Origin of the sequence: Pseudarthrobacter sp. O4, assembly GCF_050157025.1 — a bacterium.
Classification (GTDB): domain Bacteria; phylum Actinomycetota; class Actinomycetes; order Actinomycetales; family Micrococcaceae; genus Arthrobacter.
Genome location: NZ_CP189591.1, coordinates 811,646 through 826,535, shown reverse-complemented (window position 1 = coordinate 826,535; position 14,890 = coordinate 811,646). Strand labels below are relative to the sequence as shown.

Genomic DNA, 14,890 nt, shown 5'->3' with positions numbered 1-14,890 from the left:
GCTACAACGCGCCCTGTCTGGATCACAGCCCTAAATCACCGCCCTAGATCACAATTCTGGATCACCGGGTTAAACGCCCGACGGCGGCTCCCACCGTCCGGTGGGAGCCGCCGTCGTACACGGGTTGCCTGGCCTGGCGGCCCTGCCTAGGAGTCGCCCCCGGCGTTGCCGGTGGTGCCGGCGTTCACGTTGTGCAGCTTGTACTTCTCGATGGCCTGGGCCGGAGCCTGGGCGTCCACCTCGCCGCGGCGGGCCAGCATCTGCAGGGAGCGGACCACGATGGAGTGGATGTCGTTCTTGAAGAAGCGGCGCGCGGCGGCGCGGGTGTCGGAGAAGCCGAAGCCGTCGGCGCCGAGCGAGGCGAACTCGTTCGGGAGGAACTGGCGGATCTGGTCCGGGACGGCCTTCATGTAGTCGGTGACTGCCACGATCGGCCCGGTGGCGCCGGCGAGCTGTTCGGTCACGAACGGCACGCGGGCGGGCCGGCCCGGGTTGAGGAAGGCGTCCTCCTCGGCGGCCATGGCGTCGCGGCGCAGTTCGGTCCAGGACGTCACGGACCAGACGTCGGCGGAGACGCCCCAGTCCTCGGCGAGGACCTTCTGGGCTTCGAGGGCCCAGGGGACGGACACGCCGGAGGCGAGGATCTGCGTGCGCGGGCCGTCGATCTTGGCCGGTGCCAGCAGGTAGATGCCCTTGATGATGCCCTCGGTGTCGAGTTCCGCCGGCGCCGGCGGCTGCACGATCGGCTCGTTGTAGACGGTGAGGTAGTACATCACGTTCCGGGACGGGTCGTTGTCGGCGGGGCCGGGGCCGTACATGCGGTTGAGGCCGTCGCGCATGATGACGCCGATCTCGTAGCCGTACGCCGGGTCGTAGGAGACAACGGCCGGGTTGGTGGCGGCCAGGATGGGGGAGTGCCCGTCGGCGTGCTGCAGGCCTTCGCCGGTCAGCGTGGTGCGGCCGGCGGTGGCGCCGATGATGAAGCCGCGGGTCATCTGGTCGGCCGCGGCCCAGAAGGAATCGCCGGTGCGCTGGAACCCGAACATGGAGTAGAAGACGTAGATCGGGATCAGCGGTTCGCCGTGCGTGGCGTAGGAGGTGCCCGCGGCGGTGAAGGCCGCTACGGAACCGGCCTCGTTGATGCCGGCGTGCACGATCTGCCCGGAGATGGACTCCTTGTAGGCAAGGACGAGTTCGCGGTCCACGGAGAGGTAGTTCTGGCCGTTCGGGTTGTAGATCTTCGCGGTCGGGAAGAACGCGTCCATCCCGAAGGTCCGTGCCTCGTCCGGGATGATCGGCACGATCCGCTGGCCAAACTCCTTGTCCCGCATCAGGTCCTTGAGCAGCCGGACGAAGGCCATGGTGGTGGCTGCCTGCTGCTTGCCGGAGCCGCGGTTGGCGACCTCGTAGACCTTCTCCTCCGGCAGGGTGACCTCGGTGTGGCGGGAGCGGCGCTCGGGGACGAAGCCGCCGAGTTCCTTCCGGCGGCCCATCAGGTACTGGATCTCCGGGGAGTCCATGCCGGGGTGGTAGTACGGCGGCCGGTAGAGGTCGGCTTCGAGCTGTTCGTCGGTGATCGGGATGCGCAGGTGGTCGCGGAAGGCCTTGAGGTCCGCGAGGGTGAGCTTCTTCATCTGGTGGGTCGCGTTGCGGCCCTCGAAGTGGGTGCCCAGGCCGTAGCCCTTGACCGTGTGGGCCAGGATGACGGTGGGTTTGCCCTTGAACTCGGTGGCGGCCTTGTACGCGGCGTAGACCTTGTTGTAGTCGTGGCCGCCGCGCTTGAGGTTCCAGATCTCGTCGTCGGTGAGGTCCTGGACCATTTCCTTGGTCTGCGGGGTCTGGCCGAAGAAGTGCTCGCGGACGAACGCGCCGGATTCGGCCTTGTACGTCTGGTAGTCGCCGTCGACGGTCTCGTTCATGATCTTGACGAGCGAGCCGTCCTCGTCCTTGGCCAGGAGCGTGTCCCACTCCCGGCCCCAGACGACCTTGATGACGTTCCAGCCGGCGCCGCGGAAGAAGGCCTCGAGTTCCTGCATGATCTTGCCGTTGCCGCGGACCGGTCCGTCGAGGCGCTGGAGGTTGCAGTTGATGACGAAGTTGAGGTTGTCCAGCTTGTCGTTCGCGGCGAGCTGGAGCAGGCCGCGGGACTCGGGCTCGTCCATTTCGCCGTCGCCCAGGAACGCCCAGACCTGCTGGTCCGAGGTGTCCTTGATGCCGCGGTTCTGCAGGTAGCGGTTGGACTGCGCCTGGTAGATCGCGTTCATCGGGCCGATGCCCATGGACACGGTGGGGAATTCCCAGAACTCCGGCATGAGGCGCGGGTGCGGGTAGGAGGAGAGGGCATGTCCTTCCTTGGACTTCTCCTGCCGGAAGCCGTCCAGGTCCTCCTCGGAGAGCCGGCCTTCCATGAAGGCCCGCGCGTACATGCCGGGGGAGGCGTGGCCCTGGAAGAAGACCTGGTCCCCGCCGCCGGGGTGGTCCTTGCCGCGGAAGAAGTGGTTGAAGCCGACCTCGTAGAGGGTCGCCGCGCCCGCGTAGGTCGAGATGTGGCCGCCGACGCCGATATCCGCGCGCTGCGCCCGGTGCACCATGACCGCGGCGTTCCAGCGCAGCCAGGCCCGGTACTTCCGCTCGATCTCCTCGTCGCCGGGGAACGGGGCTTCCTGGTCGACCGGGATCGTGTTGACGTAGTCCGTGGTGGTGACCATCGGAACGCCCACACTCTGTGCGCCGGCCCGCTGGAGCAGACTGCGCATGATGTACTGGGCACGCTCGGTGCCCTGTTCCTGAATCAGGTCATCCAGGGACTCCAGCCATTCGGCGGTCTCTTCCGGATCACGATCAGGCAGCTGGTTTGTCAACCCGCTGAGGATATGGGAGGTATCTTCTCCTGCAGCCACGTCCAACCTCTCTTTGAGCGCATTCATCGGCACCCTCAGCTCCGGCAGGGTAACTGCCTGGCGTGAACGCGACGTGTGCGACGTATCGGTTACAACTGCCCGGTCATGTGCGCCGGGCAAGGTCCAATCACAACTATGCCCGCCTGCGTCAGCGGGGCGTTCGCCCTCGCAGGCGTAGTCGTCATCAGCCACTCTAGCTCTGACAGCTCGGGGATGCGTAGCTGTCGAGTGGGGGTCCCGTCGTATTTGACCGGCATACTGGTTGTGTGACGAAGTGCCGCCCGGCGGTGCTCGGATCGCCGTGTGTGACGCAGAATATGGCGGATCGCGGGGCCAACAGCTTGAAGCGGAGGCTCAAAGGGTGTTGGCTTGGAGTAATGGAAATCACTAGGTTCAATAAAATGACTAAGCATAGGAGCAACACGTGAGCGAGGCCGACGCCGCCACTTCGGTAAATGTGGCGGAAAAACTGGGTTTCAAAACCGGGGATCTGATTCAGGAATTCGGTTATGACGACGACGTCGACTTCGACTTGCGTGACGACATCGAAGATCTCACGGGCTCGGAACTCTTTGATGAGGACGACCACGAAGTAGTCGATGCCGCCATTCTCTGGTGGAGGGCCGGCGACGGCGACCTCGTTGACACGCTTGTCGACTCGCTGACCACCCTCAGCGAGGGCGGCGTCGTCTGGGTCCTGACGCCGAAGTCCGGACGGGGCGGCTACGTGTCTCCCTCTGACATCCAGGACGCGGCCCCCACTGCCGGTCTCCACGTCACAACTTCCGCGGGCGTTTCCCAGGACTGGAGCGCCACCCGGTTGGTCACGCGGAAGAACAAGTGACCTCAGCCAGTGGCACCGTAACCGGCACTGTAACCGGCACCGTGCCCGCCGTCGGGGAGCAGGCTCCCGACTTCGAACTGGTTAACCAGTTCGGCGAACCGATCAGGCTCTCCGGACTACGGGGCCGGACCGTGGTTGTGGTGTTCTTCCCCTTCGCGTTCTCGGGCATCTGCACCGGAGAGCTGTGCGAAATCCGGGACAACCTGGCGCTTTTCGAGGATGCCGACGCCGCTGTGCTGGGCGTATCTGTGGACAGCAAGTTCGCCCAACGGGCCTACGCGGAGAAGGAGGGCTACACCTTCGACCTCCTCGCCGACTTCTGGCCGCACGGCGCCGTCGCCTCACAGTATGGGGTGTTCGACGCCGGGAGCGGCATGGCCCAGCGCGGCACCTTCATCGTCGATGCGAGTGGAATCGTGCGCTATGTGGTGGTGAATCCCCGCGGCCAGGCCAGGGACTTTGCTGAATACCGCGCCGCCCTGTCGGGACTCGCCGGGAGCTGATCCAGTGAGGCAGCGGCGCCCCGGCATCGGCATGACTGGCTTCGCCAGTCTGCCGCCCGTCGCCGCCGCCGAACCCGCCCGGGATGAACTCGAGGTGTTGCGGGAAATCCACGGCATCCTTGCCGGCGGCCGCTTCGCCGTGTTGACCGGCGCCGGCCTGAGCACTGACTCCGGAATACCCGATTACCGCGGACCCGGCGCCGCGCCCCGTGCGCCGATGACGTACCAGGAATTCATCGGCGAAGCGGAAAACCGGCGGCGCTACTGGGCCCGGAACCACATCGGCTGGTCGCATCTGCGGCGCGCGGACCCCAACGGCGGCCACGCCGCCGTCGCCCGGCTGGAACAGCGCGGGCTGCTCACAGGACTCATCACCCAGAATGTGGACCGTCTGCACGAGGACGCCGGCAGCGTCAACGTGGTGGACCTGCATGGACGGTTCGATCAGGTGGTCTGCCTGGACTGCCACCGCCGCTACAGCCGCAGCCTGCTGGCTGGCGTGCTGGAGGAGCTGAACCCCGGCTTCCTGGAACGGGCACTGGCCGCTGGTGTGGTGGAGATGGCGCCCGACGCCGACGCCACGGTGGAGGATTCCGTCCTGATCGAGAGTTTCGTCGTGGCGCAGTGCCCGGCCTGTGGCGGAACGCTCAAGCCCGACTTCGTCTACTTCGGCGAGAATGTTCCCAAGGACCGGGTGGAGCGCTCCTATGCCATGGTGGACGAGGCCGGGGCGCTGGTGGTGGCGGGCTCTTCACTGTCGGTGATGAGCGGGCTGCGGTTCGTCCGGCATGCGGCGAGGCAGGGCAAGCCCGTCGTCATCATCAACAGGGGCCAGACCCGGGGGGATGCCCTCGCCACGATCAAGTTCGACGCCGGTGTCAGCGGGGCCCTGACCTGGCTCGCCGAGGAGCTCCCGCCGCTCTGACCGGTCCATCGCCGGCCGGGCCTCGGGTGGTGGGACGATTGGCGTACTGCCTGCTTCATCCGGTACAGTAGCTGTTCGTTGGTTGAAGCGCTGAAGCGCCAAGACCACGGTTTGGGTCTTTAGCTCAGCTGGTAGAGCGCCACGTTTACACCGTGGATGTCATCGGTTCGATCCCGGTAGGACCCACCAGCAGAACCCCGTCATTGCAGGCCGAGAGGCCGGCAACGACGGGGTTTTTTAGTCGTCTGGAGGGAAACTATCCTCTTAAGCGGGAGCAGGGCATCGCTACGCCTGAGATAGACCAGCCGGTGGGTGCCACCTGGACAGGACGAGTCTCATCATCGCGTGCCCCGAGGCACGCCGCGCGGGCGCCGGCCACGCCTGCACTCCAGGACGGTCCCTGTTCCCGGCCCACTTGAGTAGGAAAGTAAGAGACGGCCAACAGGACTGCGAAGGATGCCAGGACTGCGGCAGGTGCCCGGACCGACTCACGACGGATGGATATTGCCAGCAGCGGAAACAAGGCCAGCATGAACATGGCCGGTGCCGCCGAATATCTGGTGAGCGTGAAGTGCGCCCACTGGTCATCCGTGAGGTGGAGATAGTCGAACTGCGCCCGGGGATTTGCCACGAGACAGGCCGCCCACACCCCGAACGAGGCGGCCAGAAAAAACAGGGCCAGAAGACGATGCTCGCGCTTGCCCCTGACGAGGAGATACACCAGGGCGGCCGCGATCGGAAGAAACCCGAGGATCACCGGGGCCGCCCCGAAATTCAGGATGTTGATCCCCATGTTGCGCGACGAACCAAAGAAGATGACGCCCGCCATGTTGATGAACCAGCCCGCCACCACTGACAACGGGTCCCAGGCCTGCCCGCTGCTGGGAACTCGGGGATAGAGAAGGGTGGTGTAGATCTGGATGCCGGCGCCGGCCACCAGGCCGGCGCGCGCCGGCCAGTACGCCTTGTCACGAACGTGCAGCAGAACCAGGGGAAGGAACAGCACGGAAATCACCTCGGTGAGCCCGGACGAAACGGTCGCGAGGCAGAGGATGACAGCTTCGGGGCGGCTTTGCGCAGGCTTCAGTAGCAGCCACGGAACGAGCCACAGCAGATACCAGTGGAGGTTGGCCGTGTTGCCGAGGATTTCGTATGGCCCGACGCTGACCAAAATCGGGATTGCCGCCCAGGCGAGTCTGACCCAGAGACTGTCAGTCAGGGCCGAGGCGCAGTGGAACGTCAGGTAGGCAACCACGGCGACGACAAGGCAGGAGACAAAGGCCAGGCTTGCGGCGAAGTTCTCGACCGGAACGAAGTCCACAACCGCCTCTGCGGCGAGCCGTGGAAGGACGTGCAGATAACCCTCGTAGGGAGCGAAGATTGCGCCGGGTCCCCCGCCAGACATTGCCTGCTGCAGGAACACCGGACCATCTTCGGCCCAAACGGTATCCAAGGCAGTTTTAGGGAGTCTGACGATCGAGATGAAGGTGGTGATTGCGATGGCTACAACGGCGATGGCCGCGCGAGTGGCGGTGGCTCTCAATCGGATGCTCCCTGTTTTTTGCATGCTGTGAACATCATCCTCCGTAGTATGGCGCGGAGTCGCTGCTGGCATGCCCAGGGATCAAATATAGTCCAGAGCGATCCACGGGTTTGTCTCCAGCGCAGCAGCCACGGGACCCGCGCGAGGGAGTGTCATACCCTCGCAATAGCTTTGTCGGCATGGAACATGTGATGGTGAAATCAGGCCCGGACGGGAAGCCCTGGGCGGTGGTCCGCGGCGGCCGGGAATGGATTGTCGGCGCCGAGCCGGTCCGCTGGTTTGAGCGGGTGAGCTGGTGGGAGTCCGAACGGCGGATGCCGAAGGGGCTGAGCCGCGTCGACGTGGAGGTGTGGCAGGTCCAGGCGACTCTTGGCCGCAACCGGGGCTCGGCGCTGACCACAATGGAACTCATCCGGGATGGGCTGGGCGGTGGGTGGCGGCTGCGGGACGCCGTCGCGGACGCCGCCTAGGGAGGCGCGGGAAAGAGGCAATGGAAAAGCCTTCCACCGCGACTATTGGGGGATGCCGCGGTGGAAGGCTTGTTACGAATATACCGTGAAAGTCCGGAAATGTTAAACCCAAGGCCACAGTTGCCAGCCACTGGAATGGCCCATTCGGTGGCGTAATGGGGCCATCGTCGATGGCTTCCGGCAGGGCCTGCTGCCGCTGGGGTGAATCGGGCCTGGTTCCATCCGCCGACGCCCCGGCCCTGCGACACTCCGGCCGCGGGACACGCCGGCCCGGGATCTAGGATGTCTTCATGACTGCCACGAGTGCCCGCCGAATCGCCCGAGTCCGCCCCCTCGCCCATGTTTCGGAGGCCGAGCATTTTTTCGTCGCAAACGACGCCCCGGGCTTCGGCAGTGAAGCAGGAAAGGCGTGGACGGTGATCAACACGCCCTTCCCTGGATCCGTGGCCAACGCCGGCAGCGCACCCCGCAGTGGTTGGGAAAGCGGTGACACGGTCGAAGAAAGCTCGTTCACCTTTCTGGCGCCAAGTGTCCCGGCCAATGTCCTGGGTATGGCGCACAACACCGGCCAAGCGGGACGCGATCTCCCGCCGCAGGCCTTCCACAAGGCAGCGACCAGCGTGGTCGGTCCGGGAGACGCCATAGAACTGGGGCCAGACGTGGGCCGCGTCGACCCGGAAGCGGAACTGACGATCGTCGTCGGGAGCAAAGTCCGCGGACTGACGCTCAGCAACGCGCTGACCGCAGTTCTGGGGTTCACCATCGGAAATGACGTCTCCGCGCGGGACTTGCAGATGACCGACGAGCTGTGGATCAGCGCCAAGAGCCGGGACACGTTCACTCCGATGGGGCCGTGGATCGTCACGGAGCTGAGTGGCGCCAACCTGGCGATCGGAATCAAACACAACGGCACGGAACTCAGGGCGGCCGGCTCCGCTGATCTCGGCTGGGGAGTGGAGGAAATCCTGGTCTACGTGACATCCTTCATGACGCTTCACCCTGGCGATCTGGTGCTCACGGGCTTCCCCGCCGAGTGCGCGCGCATCGTTCCCGGCGACACCGTCACCTGCCACATCGAGGGCATCGGGGAGCTGACGAATCCCGTGGTGGCCGCGGACTGACTGCGTTCGTTTGCATCGCGTGTCAGGCTTGACCGCTGAAATCACAACGCAGCACTCTTCGGGGACCAATGCGACGAGGCAACGGCAGCGGCAGCACGGTTTCCGGCTCTAGCCATTATGATGGTTACTGTTCAGCTGAATGAACAGCACTCGAATGGCGCCGGCGACATACGCGCGAAACCTGAAGGAGAATCATGGCCGATTCCCGAGTTCCCCGAATCTCCGACGGGCTGGGGAGCGCCTCACCCGCACCGGCGGTCACCCGCGCCGCCGCTGTGCTGGAGGCCCTGGCTGCCTCTGCGACCGGGCGCCTCACGCTGAGTGACCTCGCCAGGGAGCTGGGAATTCCGAAGTCTTCGACGTCGAACCTCCTGCTTGCGCTCGAGGAGGCCAGGCTCATCAATCGCAAAGGCGCCGAGTTCACTCTCGGACGGAAGTTGGTTGAGCTCGGCGCGGCGTACCTCAGCCGCCTGGATGAGGTCCAGGAGTTCTACCTGTTCTGTGAACAGGCTCCAACGCTTTCGGGGGAAACCGTCCGCATCGCCATGCTGGATGGAGCAAACGTCATCTATCTGGCCCGCTATGAAGGCCACCCTGCAGTTCGCCTGACCTCCAACGTCGGGGACAAGATGCCGGTGTCACTCTGTGCCGTGGGCAAGGCGCTGCTGGCGCGGCTGCATGACCACGACATCGCCGAGATGTTCCCGGACGACGCCCAACTGCCCGTCCTCACCCCGAAGTCGCTGCGCACCGGGGCCGAGCTCAAGGCCCAGCTCGCCGTCATCCGGGACAAGGGTTTCGCTTTCGAGGATGAAGAATCGACCACGGGGGTCGTCTGCCTGGCCGTCGCGGTCCCAACGCGGGGGGCGCACGGGCCCAGCCTGGGCCTGTCGGTAACCGCGCTGAAGGCCACGTACTCGGAAGAACAAGGCGCCATGATGGTTAAAGAACTGCAGGAACTGGCCCGGTCCCTGGGCAATCCCATGGGGTAGGGCTGGCGGCGTCAGCCAGGCAAGTGGGTTCCCCGAAAACTAAATCTGATTACACATTGGCGCATTGATCACCATGTTGTACGCTGTTCAACATGGTGATCAACCCCTCAGGGGGTTGCTCCTATCCCACCAGGCCAACGGGGGTCTGGAGTGATCTTGAGGGAGTGCTTGTGACAACTAGTACTAATACACCGCTGGCCGAAGCGGACGGCGCCGTCGTCGATCCGGAACAGCTGCGAAGGGCAACTCTTGCCAGCTCCGTGGGCTCCGCTCTGGAGTACTACGACTTCTACATCTACGGACTGGCGTCGGCCCTGATCTTCGGCCCGCTCTTCTTCAAGCCGCTCGGCGAGGATGGAGCCCTGATCGCATCGTTTGCCACGTACGGCGTGGGTTTCGCGGCCCGGCCTTTTGGCGGCCTGATCTTCGGCTACATCGGCGACAGGTTCGGCCGCAAAATGGTCCTGATCCTCACTATCGGCCTGATGGGAACAGCAAGCTTCGCCATCGGTCTGCTGCCGACGTTTGAACAGGCCGGCATGCTGGGCGCCGTTCTCCTGGTGACCCTGCGCATTCTTCAGGGTCTGGGCGCCGGCGCGGAGCAGGCAGGCGCCACCACATTGATTTCCGAAGTCGCACCGCGCCGGCGCCGTGGCTTCTTCGCCTCGCTGCCGTTTGTCGGTATCCAGCTGGGCACCCTGCTCGGTGCGGGAACCTTCGCCCTGATTGCAATGGCTGACAAGGCCGTCCTGGAAGGCTGGCTGTGGCGGGTGCCGTTCCTGGCGAGTGTGATCCTGATTGCGGTGGCCATCTTCATCCGGCTGAGGCTGAGGGAAACGCCCGTATTCCAGGAGCTGGAGAAGCACAAGAGTGTGGTCAAGAACCCCATCGGCCAGCTGTGGAAGCACTCGAAGAAGAACGTGCTGATCGGCATTGGCCTGCGGATGGGCGAGAACGGGAATTCCTCGATCTATTCCGCCCTCCTCATCGCCTTCCTGGCGTCAAAGGACGGGGTCTTCCCGGGCGACAAGTTCATTGGTCCGGTGGGCCTGCTCATTGCCGCCGGCTTCGCCGCCGTTATGGTGGTCACCTTTGGTGCGTTGTCGGACAGGTTCGGCCGGGTGCCCGTCTACCGTTACGGTGCACTCTTCCAAGCGATCATCGCGCTGCCGGCGTTCTATCTGGTGACGCTCGGCAACGTCACGCTCGTCTGGATAGTCATGGTGGTGGGCATCGCCCTCGGCGTTCAGTCCATGCTCGGCCCGCAGTGCCCGCTCCTGCCCGAACTCTTCGGTTCGCAGTACCGGTTCACCGGCGTGGCCATGAGCCGTGAACTCTCTGCCGTCATGGCTGGCGGACTCGTTCCCCTGGTGGGTGCCGCGCTCCTGGCGGCCACGGATCACTCCTGGCTGGTGCTCGCCATCTACTCGCTGGTTCTTGCGCTCATCTCGTTTGTGACCACCTTCTTCACCCCCGAGACGGTGGGACGCGACCTCCTCCTCACAGAAGACGCGAGCTAGGCGCTCCTCGCTCCCAGCCCGACGTCGGCACAACCTGAGGCCGCGGCCCCTCCCTTCAGGAAGGGGCCGCGGCCGTTTGTGCGGCACGGCACCAACGCAAAAGGCGGCCCTCCGTTTCCGGCGGGCCGCCTTGTTTGGTTGGTGCCGAACAGGCTGCCGGGCTTAGTAGAAGTGGACCGTGTCCACGAGGTGCGGGAGTTCGCCGCCGTCGAGGAACGTGCGCAGGTTGGTGCAGAAGCGCTCCGAGATCAGGCGGTTTTCGGCTGCGCTGAGGGCAGAGGTATGAGGGGACACCATCACCCTGGGGTGGTTCCACAGCGGGCTGTCCTGGGGGAGCGGCTCCACGGCAAACACATCGAGGCACGCATACGAGACCTGGCCGTTCCCGAGCGCCTCCAGCAGGGCCTCCTCGTCCACCACGGTGCCGCGGCCCACATTCACAAAGACAGTCCCGGGCTTCATGGCCGCGAAAACTTCGCGGTTGAAGAGCCGCTCGGTGTACGGCGTGCCGGGAAGTGTATTGACGACGGCGTCCGCCGTGGCCAGCAGGCCGGCGAGGCCGGCGTTGTCCGCGACTTCCTCGATGCCGTCGATGGGCTCCACGGTCCTCTTGGTGCCGCTGACGGTCATGCCCAGGGCGCGGGCGATCCGAGCAGTCTCAAGCCCGATCTCGCCCAGTCCGGTGATCGCCAGGCGGGAGCCGTTGACCAGGCGCGTGGGGGTGCGGAGCTCGGGCCAGACCTTTGCCGCCTGGTCCTGCGCCAGTTCTGCGCTGCGCTTAAAGCCGTTGAGGATGCCGAGGGCGGCGAACTCCGCCAGCGGCAGGGCGTGAACGCCCGCCGAGGTGGTTACCTTGAACTTCTGCAGCGTTCCGGCGTCGAGTCCCGATGCCTTCATGGCACCGCCGGCGCCGGCCGCCATGGCATGGATCCACTCAAGGTGGGGGTTGCTGCCGGCGATCCTGGCGAAGCCTGCCGGGCTTTCGTTGGGGAATCCGTACAGGACCTGCGCGCTGTTCAGCATGTCCCAGTAGCGCTCCTCCTGCTCCGGCGTCCGGCGGAAGTCCGGATCTCCGGAGTGGTCCGCGGGAAAGCGTTCCGGCGGCAACAGCTCTGGTTCGTAAAGGACAGTAACGGAAGGATCTACTGCACGGATGCGCTCCACAAACTCTGCTTCGAGCGGGACGGCGATCGCGACTGTGGTTTGAGTCGTCATGGTGTTCATCATACTGAATGAAGGTTAGGATATTGAACAGATTTCGAAGATTGACCAGGATCAGTCACGACGAAGTGAGGCAGCATGGAGAGGGACCGGAAGGAAGCCGGCTTTGTCGGCCTGGGGCTGATGGGTGCGCCGATGGCGGCAAACCTGCTCAAAGCAGGCTGGGCCGTCAGCGCCTGGAACCGCTCACCGGCAGCACTCGACGCGTTCGACGCCCTCGGGGGCGGACGCGTGGCCGCGGTGGAGGACCTCCGGGACGCGCCGGTCATCATCTTCATGCTCCCTGACCTCTCCTACATCGAGGACTCAGCCGTGGGCCTCCTGGCCAGCTGGTCCGTGCAGCCGCCGGCCGCCGGAACCGCCGTTGTGGTCATGAGCAGCGTCTCGCCGGCCGGGGTGCAGGAATTTGGGGCCCGGGTCGCCCGGGCGAGCGGCGGTAACGCCGTCGTCGTCGATGCTCCCGTGAGCGGCGGCACCAAAGGTGCCGTGGACGGGACCCTGGCCATCATGGCGGGCGCAGGCGACGAGGACTTCCGGCGGCTCCTGCCGCTGTTCAGCGCGATGGGCACCACGGTGCGGAGGCTGGGACCGCTCGGTTCGGGATCCCTCGCCAAGGCGTGCAACCAGCTCATCGTGGGAACCACGACGGCGGCACTCGCAGAAGCCGCCGAGCTCGCCGAACGCTCCGGCATGGACGTCGCGGCGCTCTACGAGGTGCTCGCCGGCGGCCTGGCCGGAAGCCGGGTCCTGGACATCGTGGGGCCACGGCTCGCCGCCAAGGACTACGCTCCCACCGGCCCCGCCAAGTTCATGCACAAGGACCTTACGTTTGTGCTCGAGAGCGCCGCCGCCGTCAACGCCGCCGTGCCGATGGCGGGCGCCGGCGTCGAACTCTACGCGGAACTAGAGCGCCAGGGACTGGGGGACCAGGACCTCGCCGTCGTCCGGCAGACCATCTCGAATCTCAGCGACCACAGCAGCCAAGACCAATTGAGGATCAGCAAACCATGAGTGCACTTTTTGACCTGACAGGCCGGACCGCACTGATCACGGGCTCCAGCCGGGGGATAGGCAATGCCCTGGCGCGCGCGCTGGCGGACGCCGGCGCGACGGTGGTGCTCAACGGCATCAACCCCGAACGGCTGAAGGCCGCAGAAGCCGCAATGGCCGCGGAATACCCACCAGGGCGGGTTCACAGCTGCGCCTTCGACGTCACGCGCGACACCGAGGCGGCCCGCGGCGTCGCCTGGGTGGAAGAAAACGTCGGACCCCTGGAAATCCTGGTGAACAACGCAGGCATCCAGCACCGTGTCCCCATGCTGGAACTGGACGTGGCCGACTGGGAACGGGTGATCTCCACCGACCTGACCAGCGCGTTCCTCGTGGGGCGTGAGGCCGCGCGGCACATGATCCCGCGCGGCCGGGGCAAGATCATCAACATCTGCTCCGTCCAGACGGACCTCGCCCGGCCCACCATCGCTCCCTATGTTGCGGCCAAGGGCGGACTCCGGAACCTGACCCGGGCCATGACGGCGGAATGGGCGGGTTCCGGCCTGCAGATCAACGGCATCGCACCTGGCTACATCCACACCGAAATGACGCAGAACCTCGTGGACGATGCGGAGTTCAATTCCTGGATCCTCGGCCGGACGCCGGCACACCGGTGGGGGACCGTGCAGGACCTGGCCGGCCCGGCGGTCTGGCTCGCGTCCGACGGCTCGAACTTCGTCAACGGCCAGACGATCTTCATCGACGGCGGAATGACTGTGGTGGTCTGATGGGCGCCGTAACAGAACTGCCGGCCACGGCGGCCGCGGTGGTGGCTCACGCAGCGGGCGATCTCCGGATCGAGGACATTCCAGTGTCCGCACCGGCGTCCGATGAAGCTGTTGTCGAAGTGGCGTTCGGCGGCATCTGCGGCTCGGACCTGCACTACTGGATGCACGGTGCCGCCGGCGAGTCGGTCCTCAAGGCGCCCATGATCCTGGGCCACGAAATCGTGGGCACCGTGCTCCTGCCCGCCGCGGACGGCACCGGGCCTGCGGCCGGCACGGCCGTCACGGTGCATCCCGCCACGCCCGGCCCGGGCGCGGCCCGGTACCCCGAAGACCGTCCGAACCTGTCACCGGGCTGCACCTACCTGGGCAGCGCCGCACGCTTCCCGCACACCGACGGGGCCTTCAGCCGCTTCGCCACGCTGCCGGCCCGGATGCTCCGGCCCTTGCCAGCAGGCCTGCCGCTAAGGACCGCCGCGCTGGTGGAACCGGCCAGTGTCGCCTGGCACGCCGTCTCGCGTGCCGGCGACGTCGCGGGAAAGACGGCCCTGGTGATCGGCAGCGGCCCCATCGGCGCGCTGGCGGTGGCTGTCCTCAAACGAGCGGGCGCGCAGCGGATCGTGGCCGTGGACATGCACGCCAGGCCGCTGGAAATAGCCCGCGCCGTGGGAGCGGACGAGGTCCTCCAGGGCGACGACGCCGAGGCCATCGCGGCGGTGGAGGCAGACGTTGTCATCGAGTCCTCCGGCAGCCATCACGGCCTGGCCTCGGCCATCAAGGGAGCGGTGCGCGGCGGCAAAGTCGTGATGGTTGGGCTCCTGCCCTCCGGCCCGCAGCCCGTCCCGATCTCGCTGGCGATTACCCGCGAGCTGGAGCTGCTGGGCTCGTTCCGCTTCAACAACGAAATTGATGAGGTCATTGCAGCACTCGCCGACGGATCGCTGTTCGTGGATCCGGTGGTCACCCACACCTTCACGCTGGACCAAGGACTGGAGGCCTTCGAGGTCGCCAAAAACTCGGCTGTCTCCGGAAAGGTGCTGCTGGACTTCAGGCCGGCCGCTGAAGGGTGAACGGCG

13 protein-coding genes and 1 tRNA gene are annotated in these 14,890 nt (G+C 65.7%); 11 read left to right on the top strand and 3 right to left on the bottom strand.

Features of this window, described 5'->3' with window-relative positions:
* Positions 1–146 precede the first annotated feature (146 nt).
* Positions 147–2,927 (bottom strand): pyruvate dehydrogenase (acetyl-transferring), homodimeric type, encoded by a 2,781-nt coding sequence (gene aceE, locus ACQCSU_RS03790; RefSeq protein ID WP_426978360.1) that lies wholly within the window; start codon positions 2,925–2,927, stop codon positions 147–149.
* 397 nt (positions 2,928–3,324) lie between these two features.
* Here aceE and ACQCSU_RS03785 point away from each other — a divergent pair, with 397 nt between their 5' ends.
* From ACQCSU_RS03785 to ACQCSU_RS03770, 4 genes are all read left to right on the top strand, one after another.
* Positions 3,325–3,744, top strand: a complete 420-nt coding sequence (locus tag ACQCSU_RS03785; RefSeq protein WP_354248389.1) for a DUF3052 domain-containing protein — start codon at positions 3,325–3,327, stop codon at positions 3,742–3,744.
* Positions 3,741–4,247 (top strand): peroxiredoxin, encoded by a 507-nt coding sequence (locus ACQCSU_RS03780; protein WP_426978359.1) that lies wholly within the window; start codon positions 3,741–3,743, stop codon positions 4,245–4,247. Before ACQCSU_RS03785 ends, ACQCSU_RS03780 begins: the two co-directional genes overlap by 4 nt.
* Before the next feature lie 4 nt (positions 4,248–4,251).
* Positions 4,252–5,172: an NAD-dependent protein deacetylase gene (locus ACQCSU_RS03775; RefSeq protein ID WP_426978358.1), complete on the top strand. Its 921-nt coding sequence runs from the start codon at positions 4,252–4,254 to the stop codon at positions 5,170–5,172.
* Between the two features lie 113 nt (positions 5,173–5,285).
* Positions 5,286–5,361, top strand: a tRNA-Val gene (locus ACQCSU_RS03770).
* 67 nt (positions 5,362–5,428) lie between these two features.
* On the opposite strand, the gene ACQCSU_RS03765 is transcribed toward ACQCSU_RS03770, so the two are convergent.
* A complete protein-coding gene (locus ACQCSU_RS03765) occupies positions 5,429–6,715 on the bottom strand; it encodes a hypothetical protein (RefSeq protein ID WP_426978357.1) in 1,287 nt (428 codons plus the stop codon).
* Between the two features lie 191 nt (positions 6,716–6,906).
* On the opposite strand from ACQCSU_RS03765, the gene ACQCSU_RS03760 reads away from it, so the two are divergent.
* From ACQCSU_RS03760 to ACQCSU_RS03745, 4 genes are all read left to right on the top strand, one after another.
* Positions 6,907–7,185: a hypothetical protein gene (locus ACQCSU_RS03760; RefSeq protein WP_426978355.1), complete on the top strand. Its 279-nt coding sequence runs from the start codon at positions 6,907–6,909 to the stop codon at positions 7,183–7,185.
* Positions 7,186–7,475: 290 nt separating this feature from the next.
* Positions 7,476–8,306 carry a fumarylacetoacetate hydrolase family protein gene (locus ACQCSU_RS03755; RefSeq protein ID WP_426978354.1) on the top strand — a complete coding sequence of 277 codons (831 nt, stop codon included), beginning with the start codon at positions 7,476–7,478 and terminating at the stop codon, positions 8,304–8,306.
* Between the two features lie 194 nt (positions 8,307–8,500).
* A complete protein-coding gene (locus tag ACQCSU_RS03750; RefSeq protein ID WP_426978353.1) occupies positions 8,501–9,298 on the top strand; it encodes an IclR family transcriptional regulator in 798 nt (265 codons plus the stop codon).
* Positions 9,299–9,468: 170 nt separating this feature from the next.
* On the top strand, positions 9,469–10,818 hold the full coding sequence (locus ACQCSU_RS03745; RefSeq protein WP_426978352.1) for an MFS transporter: 1,350 nt from the start codon (positions 9,469–9,471) through the stop codon (positions 10,816–10,818).
* A gap of 162 nt (positions 10,819–10,980) precedes the next feature.
* On the opposite strand, the gene ACQCSU_RS03740 is transcribed toward ACQCSU_RS03745, so the two are convergent.
* On the bottom strand, positions 10,981–12,045 hold the full coding sequence (locus tag ACQCSU_RS03740) for a D-2-hydroxyacid dehydrogenase (RefSeq protein WP_426978350.1): 1,065 nt from the start codon (positions 12,043–12,045) through the stop codon (positions 10,981–10,983).
* 72 nt (positions 12,046–12,117) lie between these two features.
* Between ACQCSU_RS03740 and ACQCSU_RS03735 the strand changes: the two genes are divergently transcribed.
* The 3 genes from ACQCSU_RS03735 to ACQCSU_RS03725 are packed head-to-tail and all read left to right on the top strand — an operon-like array spanning position 12,118 to position 14,884.
* Positions 12,118–13,050 carry an NAD(P)-dependent oxidoreductase gene (locus ACQCSU_RS03735; RefSeq protein WP_426978349.1) on the top strand — a complete coding sequence of 311 codons (933 nt, stop codon included), beginning with the start codon at positions 12,118–12,120 and terminating at the stop codon, positions 13,048–13,050.
* Complete coding sequence (locus ACQCSU_RS03730; protein WP_426978348.1) at positions 13,047–13,817, top strand: SDR family oxidoreductase; 771 nt, start codon at positions 13,047–13,049, stop codon at positions 13,815–13,817. The genes ACQCSU_RS03735 and ACQCSU_RS03730 overlap by 4 nt, the downstream gene beginning before the upstream one ends.
* Entirely contained in the window at positions 13,817–14,884 is a 1,068-nt protein-coding gene (locus tag ACQCSU_RS03725) for an L-idonate 5-dehydrogenase (RefSeq protein ID WP_426978347.1), read from the top strand. Before ACQCSU_RS03730 ends, ACQCSU_RS03725 begins: the two co-directional genes overlap by 1 nt.
* Positions 14,885–14,890: the final 6 nt, after the last annotated feature.